At 73.6% G+C, this 19,043-nt stretch carries 14 protein-coding genes; 12 read left to right on the top strand and 2 right to left on the bottom strand.

Translation table 11 applies throughout. The features are described from left to right. Positions 1–59: 59 nt before the first annotated feature. The 8 genes from ACH4K1_RS09520 (at position 60) to ACH4K1_RS09485 (ending at position 11,725) form a co-directional block, all read left to right on the top strand. Positions 60–842: an adenosylcobinamide-GDP ribazoletransferase gene (locus tag ACH4K1_RS09520; protein ID WP_398088070.1), complete on the top strand. Its 783-nt coding sequence runs from the start codon at positions 60–62 to the stop codon at positions 840–842. A gap of 215 nt (positions 843–1,057) precedes the next feature. After that, positions 1,058–2,614, top strand: a complete 1,557-nt coding sequence (locus tag ACH4K1_RS09515) for a leucyl aminopeptidase (RefSeq protein WP_398088068.1) — start codon at positions 1,058–1,060, stop codon at positions 2,612–2,614. A gap of 390 nt (positions 2,615–3,004) precedes the next feature. Further along, a complete protein-coding gene (gene lpdA / locus ACH4K1_RS09510) occupies positions 3,005–4,393 on the top strand; it encodes a dihydrolipoyl dehydrogenase (RefSeq protein ID WP_228995293.1) in 1,389 nt (462 codons plus the stop codon). Positions 4,394–4,454: 61 nt separating this feature from the next. Beyond that, a complete protein-coding gene (sucB, locus tag ACH4K1_RS09505; RefSeq protein ID WP_398088067.1) occupies positions 4,455–6,269 on the top strand; it encodes a 2-oxoglutarate dehydrogenase, E2 component, dihydrolipoamide succinyltransferase in 1,815 nt (604 codons plus the stop codon). A 148-nt stretch (positions 6,270–6,417) separates the two neighbouring features. Beyond that, positions 6,418–7,071: a GntR family transcriptional regulator gene (locus ACH4K1_RS09500; RefSeq protein ID WP_228992980.1), complete on the top strand. Its 654-nt coding sequence runs from the start codon at positions 6,418–6,420 to the stop codon at positions 7,069–7,071. Between the two features lie 290 nt (positions 7,072–7,361). Next, positions 7,362–10,046 (top strand): pyruvate dehydrogenase (acetyl-transferring), homodimeric type, encoded by a 2,685-nt coding sequence (gene aceE / locus ACH4K1_RS09495; protein WP_398088065.1) that lies wholly within the window; start codon positions 7,362–7,364, stop codon positions 10,044–10,046. A gap of 111 nt (positions 10,047–10,157) precedes the next feature. Next, positions 10,158–11,141 (top strand): helix-turn-helix transcriptional regulator, encoded by a 984-nt coding sequence (locus ACH4K1_RS09490; protein WP_398088063.1) that lies wholly within the window; start codon positions 10,158–10,160, stop codon positions 11,139–11,141. Positions 11,142–11,203: 62 nt separating this feature from the next. Then, positions 11,204–11,725: a DUF4240 domain-containing protein gene (locus ACH4K1_RS09485; protein WP_398088061.1), complete on the top strand. Its 522-nt coding sequence runs from the start codon at positions 11,204–11,206 to the stop codon at positions 11,723–11,725. A 44-nt stretch (positions 11,726–11,769) separates the two neighbouring features. Here the strand turns inward: ACH4K1_RS09485 and ACH4K1_RS09480 are convergent, their stop codons facing one another. After that, the gene (locus tag ACH4K1_RS09480; protein WP_398088059.1) at positions 11,770–12,303 is read right to left on the bottom strand and encodes a GNAT family N-acetyltransferase; all 534 of its coding nucleotides are present in this window, start codon (positions 12,301–12,303) and stop codon (positions 11,770–11,772) included. Positions 12,304–12,365: 62 nt separating this feature from the next. On the opposite strand from ACH4K1_RS09480, the gene ACH4K1_RS09475 reads away from it, so the two are divergent. Continuing rightward, positions 12,366–13,265 carry a TIGR01777 family oxidoreductase gene (locus ACH4K1_RS09475; protein WP_398088057.1) on the top strand — a complete coding sequence of 300 codons (900 nt, stop codon included), beginning with the start codon at positions 12,366–12,368 and terminating at the stop codon, positions 13,263–13,265. Positions 13,266–13,491: 226 nt separating this feature from the next. Next, positions 13,492–14,994, top strand: a complete 1,503-nt coding sequence (locus tag ACH4K1_RS09470; RefSeq protein WP_398088055.1) for an FAD-dependent oxidoreductase — start codon at positions 13,492–13,494, stop codon at positions 14,992–14,994. Positions 14,995–15,104: 110 nt separating this feature from the next. On the opposite strand, the gene ACH4K1_RS09465 is transcribed toward ACH4K1_RS09470, so the two are convergent. After that, positions 15,105–16,703, bottom strand: coding sequence for a regulator (locus tag ACH4K1_RS09465; RefSeq protein ID WP_398088053.1), 1,599 nt, complete (start codon positions 16,701–16,703; stop codon positions 15,105–15,107). Positions 16,704–17,003: 300 nt separating this feature from the next. On the opposite strand from ACH4K1_RS09465, the gene lipB reads away from it, so the two are divergent. Together lipB and lipA are read left to right on the top strand one after the other, a co-directional pair. Then, positions 17,004–17,819, top strand: a complete 816-nt coding sequence (gene lipB / locus ACH4K1_RS09460; protein WP_398088051.1) for a lipoyl(octanoyl) transferase LipB — start codon at positions 17,004–17,006, stop codon at positions 17,817–17,819. 228 nt (positions 17,820–18,047) lie between these two features. Continuing rightward, positions 18,048–19,037: a lipoyl synthase gene (gene lipA, locus ACH4K1_RS09455; protein WP_398088050.1), complete on the top strand. Its 990-nt coding sequence runs from the start codon at positions 18,048–18,050 to the stop codon at positions 19,035–19,037. Positions 19,038–19,043: the final 6 nt, after the last annotated feature.

Genomic DNA, 19,043 nt, shown 5'->3' with positions numbered 1-19,043 from the left:
CGGCGTTAGGCGTGTTTCGCCCAATCTATCGTTGGGGGCCAGCGGCTAGCCTGCCCGCGGTGACCTCCCTGAACAGCCACGGCATACGTTTCGCCTTCGGCACCCTGACCGTGCTGCCCGTCCGCGTGACCCGCTGGGACCGCGCGACCGCGCGCTCCGGCATGCTCTGCGCCCCGCTGGCCGGACTCGTCGTGGGGCTGTCGGCCGCCGCCCTCGGCGCCTCGGCGCTGCTGGCCGGGTCGGGGCCGCTGCTCGCCGCGGTGGCCTCCGTCGCGGCGCCCGCCGCCCTCACCCGGGGGCTGCACCTGGACGGTCTGGCGGACACGGCGGACGGCCTCGGCAGCGGGAAGCCGGCCGAGGACGCGCTGCGGATCATGAAGCAGTCCGACATTGGGCCGTTCGGTGTCATCACGCTGCTCCTGGTCCTCCTCGCCCAGGTCGCGGTCCTCTTCGAGCTCTACGGGGAGGGTTGGGCGCACGGGGCGCTCGGGACCGTCGTCGCGGCCGTCGCCGCCCGCCTCGCACTGACGCTGGCGTCCCGTCAGAACGTCCCGCCCGCCCGCCCGGAGGGGCTCGGGGCGACGGTGGCGGCCACGGTCCCGGTCGGATGGGCGCTGGGCGCGGCGGCGGTGACGGTGGCGCTGTGCGCGGCGGCGGGCGCGGCGTTCGGCCCGTACGGGGCGGGGCGCCACGCGTTCGCGGTGCTCGGCGCGCTGGCGGCGGCCGAACTGCTGCTGCGCCACTGCGTGCGGCGGTTCGGCGGGGTGACGGGGGACGTCTTCGGTGGCGTCGAGGAGACCGCGGCGACGGCGGCCCTGGTGGTGCTGGCGCTCGGGGGCTGACGGGGAGCCAACCGCCGCGGGGGCTCCGCCCCGGGCCTTTCCGGCCCGTCCCGGCGCCCGGGGGAGCCGTCGGGAGGGCCCGCCGCCGTCACCGAGCGGGATCCGCGCGCGTAGGCTCATTCCCGGCACATCGCCCGGGCGTCTACGATGCGCCGGGCAGGGTCGGCCCACCCCTCGACCGACCTCGAACTCAACGGAAGCGAGATTTCACCACCGTGACTGCTCTCACTCTCAGCACTGCCGGTGCGGCGACGCTGCGCGCCGACGCACTCGTCGTCGGCGTCGCCAAGGGCACTGGGCCGAAGTCGGGCCTGGTCCTCGCACCGGGTTCCGAGGCCGTGGACAAGGCGTTCGACGGAAAGCTCGCCGCCGTCCTGGAGACCCTCGGCGCCACCGGTGCCGAGGGCGAACTGACCAAGCTGCCCGCCGCGTCCGGCCTCAAGGCCCCGGTCGTCGTCGTGGTCGGCCTCGGTCCGGTCCCGGACAAGGAGGACGCGTACGACGCCGAGGCGCTGCGCCGCGCGGCGGGCACCGCCGCCCGTGCGCTCTCCGGCGCCAAGAAGGCGGGCTTCGCGCTGCCCGCCGGCACCGTCGAGGACGCCGCCGCCGTCGCCGAGGGCGCGCTCCTGGGCGCCTACGCCTTCACCGCCTACCAGGGCGGCGAGGACAAGCTGGCCCCCAAGGACGCGAAGTCCAAGGACAGCGGTCCGAAGCAGCCCCTCGCCGAGGTGGTCCTGCTCGGCGGCAAGGCGCGCGACAAGGCGTACAAGGCGGCCGTCGAGCGCGCCCTGGCGCTGGCCGAGGAGATCAACCGGGCCCGCGACCTGATCAACACCCCGCCGAACGACCTGTACCCCGAGTCCTTCGCCGCCGTGGCCACCGCCGCCGGCAAGGAGCACGGCATCAAGGTCCAGGTCCTCGACGAGAAGGCGCTCGTCAAGGGCGGCTACGGCGGCCTCCTCGGCGTCGGCCAGGGCTCCGCCAACGGCCCGCGCCTGGTGAAGCTCGCCTACACGCACCCCAAGGCGGAGAAGACCCTGGCCCTCGTGGGCAAGGGCATCACCTACGACTCGGGCGGCATCTCGCTCAAGCCGGCCGGTCACAACGAGACGATGAAGTGCGACATGAGCGGTGCGGCCGCCGTGTTCGCCGCCGTCGTCTCGGCCGCCCGCCTGGGGCTGAAGGTCAACGTCACCGGCTGGCTGGCGCTGGCCGAGAACATGCCCTCCGGCAACGCCACCCGCCCCGGTGACGTGCTGCGCATGTACAGCGGCAAGACCGTCGAGGTCCTCAACACCGACGCCGAGGGCCGGCTCGTCCTGGCCGACGCGCTGACCCGCGCCTCGGAGGAGAAGCCGGACGCGATCGTCGACGTGGCGACCCTGACCGGCGCGATGGTGCTGGCGCTCGGCAACCGCACCTTCGGCATCATGGCCAACGACGACGCCTTCCGTACGTCGATCCACGAGATCGCCGAGGAGGTCGGCGAGGCGTCCTGGCCGATGCCGCTCCCCGCCGACCTGCGCAAGGGCATGGACTCCCCCACCGCCGACATCGCCAACATGGGCGAGCGCATGGGCGGCGGCCTGGTGGCCGGCCTGTTCCTGAAGGAGTTCGTGGGCGAGGGCATCGCCTGGGCGCACCTGGACATCGCGGGCCCGGCCTTCCACGAGGGCGCTCCGTACGGCTACACGCCCAAGGGCGGCACCGGCTCCGCGGTCCGCACCCTGGTGCGCCTCGCCGAGCGCACCGCCGACGGCGACCTCGGCTGAGCCGGGGGCGCCCGGCGGATCCCGACCGGACCCGCGACGCGGGGCGCCCCCGAGCAGGGAGCCGACGCGTACGGCCCCGGGCATACGTCCGGGGCCGTACGTGTTGTCCGGGCGAGACCGGTGAGAAGAGAGAGGGGTTTCGCTCTCGACGAACACCGGCCGCCTCCGTAGGCATCTACGCAGCAGTAACCCTCCGGAACGGACGATCATCCGTCCCGGACCCGGGCCCCGCGTCCCGCCCACCGTCGACAAGTGCGAAGATGGGTTCTCGGCAGGACAGGGCCCCCACCACAGGGCCGAAGACATAAAGCGGCCGCACACCAGCCGACCGGCCGGTCACACCCCAGCGACGGGGCCCGGCGTACGGCGCACATGCATGGAGGACGTGACGTGGCGAACGACGCCAGCACCGTTTTCGACCTAGTGATCCTCGGCGGTGGCAGTGGCGGTTACGCCGCGGCCCTGCGCGGAGCGCAGCTGGGCCTGGACGTCGCCCTGATCGAGAAGGGCAAGGTCGGCGGCACCTGCCTGCACAACGGCTGCATTCCCACGAAGGCGCTGCTGCACGCGGGCGAGATCGCGGACCAGGCCCGCGAGTCGGCCCAGTTCGGCGTGAAGGCCACCTTCGAGGGCATCGACATGGAGGCCGTCAACAAGTACAAGGACGACGTGATCTCGGGCCTGTACAAGGGTCTCCAGGGTCTCATCGCCTCGCGCAAGGTCCACTACATCGAGGGCGAGGGCAAGCTCTCCTCCCCCACCTCGGTGGACGTGAACGGCCAGCGCGTCCAGGGCCGCCACGTGCTGCTGGCGACCGGCTCCGTGCCGAAGTCGCTGCCCGGCCTGGAGATCGACGGCGACCGGATCATCTCCTCGGACCACGCGCTGAAGCTCGACCGCGTCCCGAAGTCCGCGATCGTGCTGGGCGGCGGCGTCATCGGCGTCGAGTTCGCCTCCGCGTGGAAGTCCTTCGGCACCGAGGTCACCATCGTCGAGGGCCTCAAGCACCTCGTCCCGGTCGAGGACGAGAACAGCTCCAAGCTGCTGGAGCGCGCGTTCCGCAAGCGCGGCATCAAGTTCAACCTCGGCACCTTCTTCGACAAGGCCGAGTACACCCAGGACGGCGTCCGCGTGACGCTCGCCGACGGCAAGACCTTCGAGGCGGAGGTGCTGCTGGTCGCGATCGGCCGCGGCCCGGTCTCGCAGGGCCTCGGTTACGAGGAGCAGGGCGTCGCGATGGACCGCGGCTACGTCCTGGTCGACGAGTACATGCAGACCAACGTCCCGACGATCTCGGCCGTGGGCGACCTCGTCCCGACCCTCCAGCTCGCCCACGTCGGCTTCGCCGAGGGCATCCTGGTCGCCGAGCGCCTCGCCGGCCTCAAGACCGTCCCGGTCGACTACGACGGCGTGCCCCGGGTGACGTACTGCCACCCCGAGGTCGCCTCCGTCGGCATCACCGAGGCCAAGGCCAAGGAGATCTACGGCGCGGACAAGGTCGTCGCCCTCAAGTACAACCTCGCGGGCAACGGCAAGAGCAAGATCCTGAAGACCGCGGGCGAGATCAAGCTCGTCCAGGTCAAGGACGGTGCCGTGGTCGGCGTCCACATGGTGGGCGACCGCATGGGCGAGCAGGTCGGCGAAGCCCAGCTGATCTACAACTGGGAGGCGCTGCCCGCCGAGGTCGCCCAGCTCATCCACGCACACCCGACGCAGAACGAGGCGATGGGCGAGGCTCACCTGGCGCTGGCCGGCAAGCCCCTCCACGCCCACGACTGACCCCCGGTCCCGGGCGCGACGACCGACCACTTCCGCATTTTCGTAAGGAGCAACTGAAACCATGTCGGTTTCCGTAACCCTTCCGGCGCTCGGCGAGAGCGTCACCGAGGGCACTGTCACCCGTTGGCTGAAGGCCGAGGGCGAGCGCGTCGAGGCCGACGAGCCGCTGCTCGAGGTCTCGACCGACAAGGTCGACACCGAGATCCCGGCCCCCGCGTCCGGTGTGCTGACCTCCATCAAGGTCGCCGAGGACGAGACCGTCGAGGTCGGCGCCGAGCTGGCCGTCATCGACGACGGTTCCGGCGGTGGAGAGGCCGCGGCCCCGGCCGCCGAGGAGGCCCCGGCCGCCGAGTCCGCCTCCACCCCGGCCCCGCAGGCCGAGGAGGCGCCCACCGCCCCGTCGACCGAGACCGAGGCTCCGGCCCAGGCCCCGACCGCCGAGGCCGTCTCCGGCGGTTCGTCCGCCGAGGGCACCGACGTCACCCTCCCCGCGCTCGGCGAGAGCGTCACCGAGGGTACCGTCACCCGCTGGCTCAAGGAGGTCGGCGAGGAGGTGGCCGAGGACGAGCCGCTGCTCGAGGTCTCCACGGACAAGGTCGACACCGAGATCCCCGCCCCCGCCTCCGGTGTCCTGCTGGAGATCGTGGTCGGCGAGGACGAGACCGCCGAGGTCGGCGCCAAGCTCGCCGTGATCGGCGCCCCGGGCGCCGCTCCGAAGCAGGAGGCCCCCAAGCAGGAGGCCCCCAAGCAGGAGGCCCCCAAGCAGGAAGCCCCCAAGCAGGAGGCCCCGAAGCAGGAAGCCCCCGCCCAGGAGGCCCCCAAGCAGGAGGCTCCCGCTCCGGCCGCCCCCGCGGCCCCGGCGGCTCCCGCCGCTCCGGCTCCGGCCCAGCCCGCCCCCGCCGCTCCGGCGCAGCCCGCCGCTCCGGCTCCCGCCGCGGCCTCCGGTGACGAGGGCGCGTACGTCACGCCGCTGGTCCGCAAGCTCGCGTCCGAGAACAACGTGGACCTGGGCTCGGTCAAGGGCACCGGCGTCGGTGGCCGTATCCGCAAGCAGGACGTCGTCGCCGCCGCGGAGGCCGCCAAGGCCGCCGCCGCGACTCCGGCCCCGGCCCCCGCCGCCGCCAAGGCCGCGCCGAAGCTGGAGGCGTCCCCGCTGCGCGGTCAGACGGTCAAGATGACCCGCATGCGCAAGGTCATCGGCGACAACATGATGAAGGCCCTGCACTCGCAGGCCCAGCTGACCTCGGTCGTCGAGGTCGACATCACCAAGCTGATGAAGCTGCGCAACCAGGCGAAGGCCGCGTTCGCCGCCCGTGAGGGCGTCAAGCTGTCCCCGATGCCGTTCTTCGTGAAGGCGGCGGCCCAGGCGCTGAAGGCCCACCCGGTCATCAACGCCCGGATCAACGAGGACGAGGGCACCATCACGTACTTCGACTCGGAGAACATCGGCATCGCCGTGGACGCCGAGAAGGGTCTGATGACCCCGGTCATCAAGGGTGCGGGCGACCTGAACATCGCCGGCATCTCCAAGAAGACCGCGGAGCTGGCGGGCAAGGCGCGCGGCGGCGGCCTGACGCCGGACGACATGTCGGGCGCCACCTTCACCATCAGCAACACCGGTTCGCGCGGCGCCCTGTTCGACACCGTCATCGTCCCGCCGAACCAGGCCGCCATCCTGGGCATCGGCGCGACGGTCCGCCGTCCCGTGGTCATCGACCACCCGGACCTCGGCGAGACCATCGCGGTGCGCGACATGACGTACCTCTCGCTCTCCTACGACCACCGTCTGGTGGACGGCGCGGACGCCGCCCGCTACCTGACCTCGGTCAAGGCGATCCTGGAGGCCGGTGAGTTCGAGGTCGAGCTCGGCCTCTGAACGCTCCCGCTGTAACCAGCCTCACCAGCGGCGCCCCCGTCCGGAACCCTTCCGGGCGGGGGCGCCGCCGTATTGTCTAACCACCACAGGGGGCCCACCGCCGCCGTGATGATGTAGGCAGCACCGGTCTGCCCTGAAGGAGCCCTCCATGACCCCGCCCGTCGTCCACTCGCTGCGCGAACAGATCCGCGAGCACATCGTGGAGGGGATCGTCAGCGGGCGCTGGAAGCCGGGCGAGCGGATCGTGGAGCGCCGCATCGCCACCGAGCTGGAGGTCAGCCAGACCCCCGTGCGCGAGGCGCTGCGCGAACTGGAGACGCTGCGGCTGATCGAGTCGGCCCCCAACAAGGGCGTCCGGGTCCGCAACCTCACCGCCGCCGACCTGGAGGAGAGCTACCCGGTCCGGGCCGGCCTGGAGCAGATCGCGGCCGAGCTGGCGGCGCCGGTGCTCGGCCGGGACTGTTCGGCCCTGGAACCCCATGTGGCCGCCCTGTACGAGGCGGACCGGCTGGCCGACGGCGAGGCCCAGGTGCGGCACACGGTCGGCTTCCACCGGGAGCTGGTGCGGGCCGCCGGGAACGCGGTGCTGCTGCACACCTGGGAGGGGCTGGGCATCGAGGTGTTCACGGCCCTGTCGATCCGCTGGCTGGGCACCGTGCAGAAGTCGTACGCGGAGGAGCACCAGGCGCTCATCGACGCCTTCCTCGCCGGGGATCCGCACATCGGTGCCCTGGTGAAGGCGCACGTCCTGGGGTGCGCCCCGGCCCCCGAGCACTCCGGGGCGGCCGCTCCCACCGCGTAGCCCCGCTCCCCCGGCCCCGCTTCGGGAGGGCTCACGGCTCGATCATCTGCCGGGGGGTCTGCTCTTCCGTGCAGGTCAGCGCCCCTTTTGCATGCATTTTCGCGTCACTCCGTGCCCCCTTTCGAGGCACCCCATGCCACTTTTCTTCGTATCGAGAAGTTTTACCGTCAATCCTTTGATCGATCATCGATCAGCGCCTTACAGTTCACTTCGCGGGCCCACCGGCCCCATCGCCCTGTCCTGCCAGCCAGGGCCTTCTCCACCCCCCTCCTCTCCGGAAGGCGGCGATCATGACCGACCCCGTAGGAAAGCTTCCGAGCGAGCTCGACCAGCTCCCGGACCGTGACCCCGAGGAGACCGCCGAGTGGGCGGCCTCCCTGGACGCCGTCACCAAGGCCGCCGGCCCGCACCGCGCCGCGTACCTCATGCGCCGGTCGCTGCAGCACGCCGAGGGCGCCGGTCTCGCGCTGCCCAAGCTGCTGGAGACCGACTACGTCAACACCATCCCGACCGCCGCCGAGCCCGCGTTCGACGGCGACCTGGAGATGGAGTCGCGGATCACCGCGTGGAACCGCTGGAACGCGGCCGCGATGGTCACCCGGGGCGCCCGGTACGGGGTCGGCGGCCACATCGCCACCTTCGCCTCGGCGGCCTGGCTCTACGAGACCGGCTTCAACCACTTCTTCCGCGGCAAGGAGGGGGACGGCTCCGGCGACCAGCTCTACATCCAGGGCCACGCCTCCCCCGGCATCTACGCCCGTGCCTTCCTGGACGGCCGGCTCACCGAGCAGCACCTCGACAACTTCCGCCAGGAGTCCGGTGGCGAGGGCCTGCCCTCCTACCCGCACCCGCGGCGGCTGCCCTGGCTGTGGGAGTTCCCCACCGTGTCGATGGGCCTCGGCCCGCTCTCGGCGATCTACCAGGCGCGCTTCAACCGCTATCTGGCCAACCGGAACATCAAGGACACGGCCGGCTCGCACGTCTGGGCGTTCCTGGGCGACGGCGAGATGGACGAGCCCGAGTCGACGGCGGCCCTCGCGCTGGCCTCCCGTGAGCAGCTCGACAACCTGACCTTCGTCATCAACTGCAACCTGCAGCGCCTCGACGGCCCGGTCCGCGCCAACTTCCGCGTGGTCCAGGAGCTGGAGGCGCAGTTCCGCGGGGCCGGCTGGAACGTCGTCAAGACGCTCTGGGGCAACGCCTGGGACGAGCTGTTCCAGCTGGACACCCAGGGGGCGCTGCTGCGCCGCCTGCGCGAGGTCCCGGACGCGCAGTTCCAGACGTACGCCACCCGCGACGTCGCCTACATCCGCGAGCACTTCTTCGGCGCCGAGCCCGCGCTCGTCGAGCTGGCGAAGCTGCTGACCGACGCGAAGATCGCCGAGTGCTTCTACACCTCGCGCGGCGGCCACGAGGCCCGCAAGGTCTACGCGGCGTACAAGGCGGCGGTCGAGCACAAGGGCGCCCCGACCGTGATCCTGGCCCAGACGGTCAAGGGCTACACGCTCGGCAAGGGCTTCGAGTCCAAGAACGCCAACCACCAGATGAAGAAGCTGTCGGTCGACGAGTTCAAGGGCATGCGCGAGCTGCTCGGCCTCCCGATCCCCGACAGCGCCTTCCAGGACGGCCTGGTCCCCTACGGCCACCCCGGCGCCGACTCCCCCGAGGTCCGCTACCTCCAGGAGCGCCGCGCCGCCCTCGGCGGCCCCGCCCCGGCCCGCCGGATGCACGCCTCCGCGCCGCTGCCGCAGCCCGAGGAGCGCGCGTTCAAGGCCCTGTACAAGGGGTCCGGCAAGCAGGAGATGGCCACCACCATGGCGTTCGTCCGCCTGGTGAAGGAGCTGATGCGGGACAAGGAGACCGGCAGGCGCTGGGTGCCGATCGTCCCGGACGAGGCCCGTACCTTCGGTATGGAGTCCCTCTTCCCGTCGGCCGGCATCTACTCGCCGCTGGGCCAGACGTACGAGCCGGTCGACCGCGACCAGCTGATGTACTACAAGGAGGCCAAGGACGGCCAGATCCTCAACGAGGGGATCACCGAGGCCGGGGCCATGGCCGACTTCATCGCCGCCGCCACGTCGTACGCGACGCACGGCGAGACGATGATCCCGTTCTACATCTTCTACTCGATGTTCGGGTGGCAGCGGACCGGCGACCAGATGTGGCAGCTCGCCGACCAGCTGGGCAAGGGCTTCATCGTCGGCGCCACGGCGGGCCGCACGACCCTGACGGGCGAGGGCCTCCAGCACGCGGACGGCCACTCGCACCTGATCGCGGCCACCAACCCGGCCTCGCTCAACTACGACCCGGCGTTCGCGTACGAGGTCGCGGTGATCGTCAAGGACGGTCTGCGGAGGATGTACGGCCACGCCGCTCCCGGCGAGGACCCGGACGTCTTCTACTACCTGACGGTCTACAACGAGCCGAAGCCCCAGCCCGCGATGCCCGAGGGCGTCGAGGAGGGCATCGTCAAGGGCCTGTACCGCTTCAAGGAGGGCACGCCCGCGAAGGCGGACGCGCCGCGCCTGCAGCTGCTGGCCTCCGGTACGGCGATCCACTGGGCCCTGGAGGCCCAGGAGCTGCTGGCCGCCGACTGGGGCGTCACGGCCGACGTCTGGTCCGCCACCTCGTGGGGCGAGCTGCGCCGCGACGCGCTGGCGGCGGACGAGGCGCTGCTCCACGGCGAGCAGCGGGTGCCGTACGTGACCCAGGCGCTCTCCGGCGCGCCGGGCCCGGTGCTCGCGGTCAGCGACTGGATGCGCCAGGTCCCGGACCAGATCAGCCAGTGGGTGGAGCAGGACTGGTCCTCGCTCGGCACGGACGGCTTCGGCCTCTCCGACACCCGCGACGCGGCCCGCCGCCACTTCGGCGTCGACGCCCCGTCGATCGTGGTGGCCTCGCTGGCCCAGCTCGCCAGGCGCGGCGAGGTCCCGGCCTCGGCGGTCAAGGAGGCCCGGGAGCGGTACGGCCTCTGAGCCCCGTTCCTCCGCCATGCCGAAGCCCCCGGTCACCGGGCGGGCGCGTCCGACAGCGCGCCTGCCCGGCGGCCGGGGGTCTTCCGTACCCGCTGCCGCGACAATGGGCCCATGCGTGCTGCCCGGCTGATCAAGATGGTGCTGCTCCTGCAGGCCCGCCCCGCGATGACCGCCGCCGAGCTGGCGGCCGAGCTGGAGGTGTCGGAGCGTACGGTCACCCGGGACGCGCAGGCCCTCTCCGACGCGGGGGTGCCGGTGTACGCGGAGCGCGGCCGGGCCGGCGGCTACCGGCTCGTCGGCGGGTACCGCACCCGGCTGACGGGGCTGGCCCGGGACGAGGCGGAGGCCCTGTTCCTCTCGGGGCTGCCCGCCGCCCTGCGTGAGATGGGGCTGGAGGACGCGGCGTCGGCGGCCCGGCTCAAGGTGTCGGCGGCGCTCCTGCCCTCCCTGCGGGACGCCTCCACCTCCGCCGCCCGCCGCTTCCACCTGGACGCGCCGTCCTGGTACCACGAGCCGGAGACCCCCGAGCTGCTGCCCGCCGTCGCCGACGCGGTCTGGGACGACCGATTGCTGCGGGTCCGCTACCGCCGGGGCGGGGGCCGTGAGCGGGAGCGTACGGAGGTGGCGCGGCAGCTGGCTCCCTACGGCCTCGTCCTCAAGGCGGGCGTCTGGTACCTCTGCGCGCGGGCCGGCGAGGACTTCCGGGTCTACCGGATCGACCGCTTCACCGCCGTGGAGCCGGCCGGGGAACGCTTCGAGCGCGACGATTCCTTCGACCTGCCCGGGTTCTGGGAGGAGCGCGCCGCCGCGTTCGCCCGCTCCCTGCTGCGCACGGAGGTGACCGTACGGGTGTCCGAGCGCGGGGCGCGGATGCTCGCGTACACCGGTGACCGGGCGGCGGCCGTGGCGGCGCTCGCGGAGGCGTCCGCACCGGACCGGGAGGGGTGGCGCACGCTCACGCTGCCGGTGGAGTCCCCGGACGTGGCCTACGGCCAGCTGCTCGCGCTGGGCCCCGAGTTGGAGGTCCTGGCCCCCGAGGAGCTGCGGGCCCGGTTCGCGGAAGCGGCCGAACGCCTGCGCGAGCTGTATCGCTGAAAGGCTTCAATTCGACGGCTGCGCGTGCGGGAGCACCCGGCAGGCTGGATGCTGTACCCGTGATGGACGAAACGGAATTCTGGGAGATCATCGACAGCACCCGCGAGGCCGCCGAAGGCGACCCCGAGGACCACGCGGAGCTGCTCGTGGAACGGCTGACGCAGCTCGACCCCGAATCCGTGCTGGACTTCGCCCGGCACTTCGAGGCCCGCTACAACCGGGCCTACCGCTGGGACCTGTGGGGCGCGGCGGCCGTGCTGCTGGGCGGGGCGAGCGACGACGCCTTCGACTGGTTCCGCTGCTGGCTGATCGGCCAGGGCCGGGAGGTCTTCGAGGGGGCCCTGCACGATCCGGACGACCTGGCGGAGCTGCTGGAGGAGTTCGACGAGGAGGTCGACGGGGACGGGGAGGAGCTGGGGTACGCGGCGGACGAGGCGTACGAGCAGCTCACCGGCGTGGTCGCGCCGGAGCTGGGGCTGGCGCCGCAGCCCGCCGAGCCGCTGGGCGCCCCGGTCGACTTCGAGGACGAGGAGGCGCTCGCCGCCCGCTTCCCCGAGCTGTGGGACCGCTTCGGGCCCCGCTGACCGGGGCCCGGCCCCCACCCGGGCCCCGCCGGTTCCGCGTCCTGTCAGGCGGGGTCGAGCGAGCGGCCCATGCAGACGTCGTCCACGTACCGCCCGTTCAGGAAGAACTCCCCGGGGAAGACCCCTTCGACGGCGAAGCCCTCGGAGGCGTACAGCGCGCGGGCGGGCTCGTTGTGTGCGAGGACCCGCAGGGTGATCCGGTTGGCGCCCTGGCGGCGGGCCTCGTCGAACGCGGCGCGCAGCAGGAGCCGCCCCGCCCCGGCCCCGCGCGCCCAGTTCGCCACGGCGAGCCCCCGTATCTGGCGGACGTGGGCGTTGGAGGCCAGCGGGGTGGCCGGAGCGAGGCGCAGGTACCCGGCGACGCGGGGGGCGCCCCCCGCCGACTCCGCCGACTCCGCCGCCTCCGCCACGAGGAATTCCTCCGGCGGGTGCCACTCCCCGAAGAAGGGCTCGTAGGGCGGTACGGGCGGGGGTACGACCGCGTGCAGGGACGACCAGGTGGACCGGTCGAGCTCGGCGAGTTCGGCCTCGTCGGCGGGCGTGGCGGGGCGGACGGAAAGGAGGGAGAGTGCGGCCATGGGAGCACTGTGCCACGCGGCGCCCCCCGTGTTCGAGCCATTTCATGGGGCAGGATGAGCCCATGCCGAGCTCCCGTATCGCCGTCAGCGGATCGTCCGGACTCATCGGAGCGGCGCTGGTGCGCTCGCTGCGCGCCGACGGGCACGAGGTGGCCCGCCTGGTGCGGCGGCCCGCGAGAACCGGCGACGAGGTCGAGTGGGATCCCCGGCGGGGTTACGTGGACGCGGCGGGGCTGGTCGGCTGCGACGCCGTGGTGCACCTGGCCGGGGCGGGGGTGGGCGACCACCGCTGGACCGACGCCTACAAGCGGGAGATCCGGGACAGCCGGGTCCTGGGGACCGCCGCCGTCGCCGAGGCCGTCGCTTCGCTCGACACCCCGCCCCGGGTGCTGCTCTCGGGGTCCGCCATCGGCTTCTACGGCGACACCGGGAGCTCCCCGGTGGACGAGAGCGCGCCGCCCGGCGACGGGTTCCTGCCCTCGGTCTGCGAGGAGTGGGAGGCGGCCACGGCCGCCGCCGAGGAAGCGGGGGTGCGTACCGTGCACGCCCGGACCGGCCTGGTCGTCGGCCGCGAGGGCGGGGCGTGGGGGCGGCTCTTCCCCCTCTTCAGGGCGGGGCTGGGCGGGAAGCTGGGCAACGGCCGCCAGTACTGGAGCTTCATCGCGCTGCACGACCAGGTGGCGGCGCTGCGCCACATCCTGGACACCGAGTCGCTGACCGGCCCGGTGAACCTGACGGGGCCGAAGCCGGTCACCAACGCCGAGGTGACCGCCGCGATGGGCCGGGTGCTGCGCCGTCCGACCCTGCTGCCCGCGCCGGCGCCCGCGCTGCGGCTGGTGCTCGGGGAGTTCGCCGAGGACGTGCTGGGCAGCCAGCGCGTGATCCCGGCGAAGCTGCTGGACTCCGGGTTCTCGTTCGCCTTCCCCGGTATCGACGGGGCGATCCGCGCCGCGCTGGACTGAACCGCTCCCCCCGCCGGGCGAGCCGCGCGAGGCCCGGGGCCCGGCCGGCCGGGGCCCGGGCGGGCGGCCCTCGGGCGGGGGCGTGCGACCCCGTGCCCCGGTGCTCCCCGGCGCGCATCTGACCCGGTATCAGCCATCCTCCTAGCCTCGATGCGAACTCCGGCTTTCCGGGGGCCCGTTGGGGGGAATAACCCCCCACCAGTCGCACCGACTCGGGGAGGGGCACGTGCGCAGCACGGCATACCACGCAGACGTGATCATCATCGGGGCCGGCATCGCCGGTCTGTCGGCGGCCCACCTGCTGATCAGGGCGGGGCTCGGCGTCAGTGTCCTGGAGGCCGAACCCCGGGTGGGCGGCCGGCTCGCCACCGACGAGGTGGACGGGTTCCGGCTCGACCGCCTCGGCCCCCTGCTCAGCGGCTCCTGGCCCGAACTGACCGGCACTCCGGGGCTCGGCCCCCTGGAGCTGCGGGAGTTCGCGCCGGGGGTCCTGGTCCACTCCGAGGGCCGCCGCCAGCTCACCGGCGACATACGGAGCGCAAGGGGCGCACTCAAGGCAGCACGCACCCGATCGAGCGCCCCTTGGCCCCATCGCGCCCCCCGCACGCCGGGCCTGTCCCGCGCGGCCCGCGCCTCCCGCACGGCCCTGGCCCCCCGGGCCCCGTGGGCTTCCCGGGCTTCGGGGGCCTCCGGGGCCGTCGGCGCTCCCGACGCTTACGGGTCGGTGCGGAGCGCGAACGGCCGGGAGCCCTGCGCTCCGGCGCGCGGCGGCGGCCGGGGCGGGGCGGTGACGGGTGCGATCGACCGGGCCCGGCTGGGTGCGGCCCTGTCCCGGCTGGCGGCCACCGACGAGGCCCGGCTGCTGGCCCGCCCGGAGCGGACGGTCGCCGACGCCCTGCCCGGTGTCGGGCTGCCCGCCCGCACGGTGGAGGGCGTCCTGCGCCCCTTGCTCACGGCGCTGCTCAGCGACCCCGCGCTCACCACGTCGAGCAGGTGCGCCGATCTCGCGCTGCGGGACTACGCGCGCGGCGGGCTCTGCGTACCGGCCGGGGGTTCGGCCGTGCTGCCGCAGCTGCTGGCGGCCTCCCTGCCTCCGGGAACGGTGCGTACGGGCGTCCATGTGACGGCCGTGGGCACCACATCCGTACGGACCAAGGAGCACGGCGAGCTGGGGTGCCGTTCCCTGCTGCTGGCGACCGGGGCGGGGGCGGCGGCCGAGCTGCTGCCCGGTCTGCGGGTGCCGGCCTTCCACCCGGTGACGGTCCTGCACCACACCGCGCCCGCCCCGCCGCCCACGGGCCGGTCGCTGGTGCTGGACGGCGACCGGTCGGGACCGGTGGCGCACACCGCCGTGATGAGCGAGGTCGACCCCTCGCGGGCCCCGGAGGGCCGGACGCTGATCACCTCGACGGTGCTCGGGGCCCCGCCCCCCGACCTGGACCGCTCGGTGCGGGCGCACCTGGCGGCGCTGTACGGGGCGCCGACGGACCGCTGGGAGCTGCTGGCGGCCCGCCACGACCCCGAGGCGGTGCCCGCGATGGAGGCCCCGCACGATCCGCGCCGGCCGGTGCGGGTGCTGGCCGGGCTGTACGTGTGCGGCGACCACCGCGACACCAGCACGGTGCAGGGCGCGCTGCACTCGGGCCGCCGGGCGGCGGACGCCCTCCTCGCCGACCTGGCCCTCCCGGGCGCCCGTGAGGGGAGCCCCCGCCTGCCGGAGGCCGCATGAGCCCCGGCGAGGGCGTGCGCTCCCGCCGGACCCGTCGGGGCACGCGGAGGCCGCCGGGGCGGTCCGGAGGCCACGTGCGACCCGGGGGCCGTGCGAGGAGCGGGCGGGGGTCAGCCGAGGGCGGCGACCCGGTCGCGGTAGCCGCGGACGGCGACCGCGTCCCGGTAGGGCTCCAGGCTGCGTTCAAAGGCGCGTACGTACTCCGCGGCGCGTACCGAGCGCATCTCGGCCGCCTGCCGGGCCGCCTCCGCGCCCAGCAGGCACGCCTGCTCCAGCTCGCCGAGGCCGAGCCGGGCCGAGGCGAGGACCACCCGGCAGAACAGCCTGCTGCGGGCGTACGCCGGGGCGCGCAACTGGAGCGACCGCTCGGCGTGCTGGGCGGCGGCCCGCCACTGCTGGAGGTCGCGGTGGCAGTGGCCCAGCTCGTCCGCGAGCTGGGCCTCGTCGAAGGTGCGGGCCCAGTGCGGCGTCTCGTCGCCGGGGCGCGCGGTCTCCAGGGCGTGCTCGGCCCGGCTCAGGGCGGCGGTGCAGGAGCGGGCCTCCCCCAGCACCCCGTGTCCGCGCGCCTCGACCGCGTGCAGCAGCGCCTGGACCAGCGGCGGGGCGGCCGAGCCGATGCCCTGCTGGGCCACCCGGGCGAGCTGGACGGCCTCCCTGCCGTGCCCCAGGTAGACCGCTTGGCGGCTCATCGTGATCAGCACGTAGGCGCCGTAGCCCCGGTCCCCCGCGGCCTGGGCCAGCCGCAGCGCCTGGACGAAGTACCGCTGGGCGAGGCCGTGGGCGGCGATGTCGTACGAGGTCCAGCCGGCCAGCCGGGTCAGCTCCGCGACCGCGGCGAACAGCCGCCTCCCGGTGGTCTCGTCGTACGTGCCCCGGAGCATCGGCTCCGCCTCGTGCTCCAGGTACCGCACGAGGGCCTGCCGGGCGTGGCCGCCGCCGTACGCGTGGTCGAGGGTGTGGAACAGCTCGCCGACCGAGCGGAGCGCGGCCACGTCCCCGGCGCCGACCCGCTGCCCGGCGCCGCGGTCCGTCCGACGCTGGCGCGGCACCACCGGCAGCGCCGCGGCCCCCGCGTGCCCTCCGGCGGGCGGATGCGCGCCGCCCGGGCGGGTGGCGGCCGGGCCGGGCGGTGCGGGCCGCTGGTGTCCGGCGGACGGGCGCGCCGGGCTCCGGGCCTCGGGGCCCCGAGGCCCGTCCGGGCGGCCCTGCGTGGCGGCCCCGCCCTCTCCCCCGGCCCGGCGGGCGGCCCCGCCGTCCCGGGCCACCCACTCGTCGGCCCGGCCGATCAGCCAGTCGCGGCTGGGCACGACGAGCCCGGCCGGGGTGAAGGCGATCCTGCGCAGCTCGGTGTGGGTGCCGGAGTCCTTGCGCCAGAGGCCGCTGACGATGTCGATCGCCTCGGTCGGGGTGGCCGCGAACTCCAGCCCCGCGTAGACGGGGGCGCAGGCGTCCAGTCCGAGGTCCTGCGCGGTGAGCCGCCGCCCGAGCCGCCGGGTGAAGACCTCGGCGATCAGCGCGGGGGTGGTGCCGCGCGGCTGCTGGCCCCGGAGCCATCGCGTGACCGAGGTCTTGTCGTACCGCAGGTCCAGGCCGTGTTCGAGGCCGAGCTGATCGACGCGGCGGGCCAGGCCGGCGTGGGAGAAACCGGCTTCCGCGATGAGCGAGGCGAGTCGGCGGTTGGGCGTGCGCTGCGGGGGTCGTTCCGACATCAGCTGTACGGTCTCCTGCCTTCGGGGCCGACCGGGCAGCCCTCATGGGAACGGCGCGAATGTAACGGCCCCCGGAACGGTCGCGGCCACCCTTTGCTCCACGTTCATCCGATCGTGTGAGGATTCCGGTCGGAGCTGACGGAAAAGCCCGGGGCGCGGAAGCGCGGGAGGCGGCCGTTCCACCTGGCGGGGAGCCGTTCGGGTGACGGCCGTACAGTGGATGCGGGCGCGATCAGTGCAGGGCGCCGTCGCGCCGGGGACACCCCTCCGGGCGGACGGGGCCCGCGTAGGGAGGCATCGGTGAGCGAGCTGCGGTTCGTCCGTCTGGGCTTCGGCGAACAGGCCGTCGAATACACGGAGGCTTGGCAGAAGCAGCGTGAGGTGCACACGGACCGGTTCGAGGACCGGGTGCCGGACACCTGCCTGCTCCTGGAGCACCCGCCCGTCTACACCGCGGGACGCCGTACGGCCGACAGCGAGCGTCCGCTGGACGGTACGCCGGTGATCGACGTCGACCGCGGCGGGAAGATCACCTGGCACGGTCCGGGCCAACTCGTCGGCTACCCGATCCAGAAGCTGCCGCGCCCGGTCGACGTCGTCGCACATGTGCGCCGGCTGGAGGAGGCCCTGATCCGCACGGCCGCCGACTTCGGCGTGGAGACCACCCGGGTCGAGGGCCGCAGCGGCGTCTGGGTGCTCGGCGACCCGGTCGAGCGGCGCCAGGCGCTGGGCGGGCTCTCGCTGGACTTCGACCCGCGGCTCCAGGACGAGGAGTTCGACCCGCGGCTGAACGGCCCGGAGTACGCCCCGTCCAACGCCGGCCAGCGCCGCGAGGACCGCAAGCTCGCCGCGATCGGCATCCGGGTCGCCAAGGGCGTCACCATGCACGGCTTCGCACTGAACGTGAACCCGGACAACACCTGGTTCGACCGGATCGTGCCGTGCGGCATCCGGGACGCGGGGGTCACCTCGCTCTCCAACGAGCTGGGCCGGGAGATCACGATCGAGGAGGTGCTGCCGGTCGTCGAGAAGCACCTGCGGGACGTCCTGGAGAACGCGGACCTCGCACCGCGCGAGGTCGGGCGGCCGGAGCCCGCCGCCCCGGCTCCGGCGTAGCGCCCGGGGCCGTACGGAGCGGCCGCGCGTACGGCCGGGGGAACCGGCCGTCGCCGCCCACCGGGAATAGGCCCCGCCGGCCGCAGGTTGGCCGGACGTAGGGCCGTTTGATGTAGGGGCGTACCCTGGGGTCCGCCGAAGAATCGAAAGCGAATACCGCGCGAGTACCTCGCGAATCCCACGCGAAGCCCGCGGATCCGACGCAGCAGAAAACAAAGGGGAGCCGGAGTGTCCGCTGTCGCACCCGACGGGCGCAAGATGCTGCGCCTGGAGGTCCGAAACAGCCAGACCCCCATCGAGCGCAAGCCCGAGTGGATCAAAACGCGGGCGAAGATGGGCCCCGAGTACAAGCAGCTGCAGCAGCTGGTGAAGGGCGAGGGGCTGCACACGGTCTGCCAGGAGGCGGGCTGCCCCAACATCTTCGAGTGCTGGGAGGACCGGGAGGCCACCTTCCTCATCGGCGGCGACCAGTGCACCCGCCGCTGCGACTTCTGCCAGATCGACACGGGCAAGCCGCAGGCGCTGGACCGTGACGAGCCCCGCCGGGTCGGCGAGTCCGTCGTCACCATGGACCTGAACTACGCCACCATCACCGGCGTCGCCCGCGACGACCTGGAGGACGGCGGCGCCTGGCTGTACGCCGAAACGGTCCGCCAGATCCACACCCTCACCGCGGAGCGGGAGGCGGGCGCGACCAAGGTCGAGCTGCTGATCCCCGACTTCAACGCGGAGCCCGAGCAGCTCGCGGAGGTCTTCTCCTCGCGCCCCGAGGTGCTCGCGCACAATGTGGAGACGGTGCCGCGCATCTTCAAGCGCATCCGCCCCGGCTTCCGCTACGAGCGTTCCCTGGAGGTCATCACGCGGGCCCGCGAGGCCGGCCTGGTGACCAAGTCCAACCTGATCCTCGGCATGGGCGAGACCCGCGAGGAGGTCAGCGAGGCCCTCCAGGACCTGTACGACGCGGGGTGCGAGCTCATCACCATCACGCAGTACCTGCGCCCCTCCGTCCGGCACCACCCCGTGGAGCGCTGGGTGAAGCCGCACGAGTTCGTCGAGCTGAAGGACGAGGCCGACGCGATCGGCTACTCCGGTGTGATGTCGGGCCCGCTGGTGCGGTCCTCGTACCGCGCGGGGCGGCTGTTCCAGCAGGCGATGGACGCGCGCGACGCCTCCGGCAGCGCCGGGGCCGGGGCGGCCCAGGCCGCACCGGCCGTGTGAATCCGC

The organism is Streptomyces sp. NPDC017448 (genome assembly GCF_044330565.1).
Lineage (GTDB): Bacteria > Actinomycetota > Actinomycetes > Streptomycetales > Streptomycetaceae > Streptomyces.
Note: the sequence above shows the minus strand (reverse complement) of the source record. Positions and strands in the feature narration are given on the sequence as shown.

Bases quoted from the DNA above. Each gene is read 5' to 3' on its own strand.
- sucB (WP_398088067.1), top strand. From the start codon at position 4,455: ATGTCGGTTTCCGTAACCCTTCCGGCGCTCGGCGAGAGCGTCACCGAG.
- ACH4K1_RS09500 (WP_228992980.1), top strand. From the start codon at position 6,418: ATGACCCCGCCCGTCGTCCACTCGCTGCGCGAACAGATCCGCGAGCAC.
- aceE (WP_398088065.1), top strand. From the start codon at position 7,362: ATGACCGACCCCGTAGGAAAGCTTCCGAGCGAGCTCGACCAGCTCCCG.
- ACH4K1_RS09490 (WP_398088063.1), top strand. From the start codon at position 10,158: ATGCGTGCTGCCCGGCTGATCAAGATGGTGCTGCTCCTGCAGGCCCGC.
- ACH4K1_RS09485 (WP_398088061.1), top strand. From the start codon at position 11,204: ATGGACGAAACGGAATTCTGGGAGATCATCGACAGCACCCGCGAGGCC.
- ACH4K1_RS09480 (WP_398088059.1), bottom strand. From the start codon at position 12,303: ATGGCCGCACTCTCCCTCCTTTCCGTCCGCCCCGCCACGCCCGCCGAC.
- ACH4K1_RS09475 (WP_398088057.1), top strand. From the start codon at position 12,366: ATGCCGAGCTCCCGTATCGCCGTCAGCGGATCGTCCGGACTCATCGGA.
- ACH4K1_RS09465 (WP_398088053.1), bottom strand. From the start codon at position 16,703: ATGTCGGAACGACCCCCGCAGCGCACGCCCAACCGCCGACTCGCCTCG.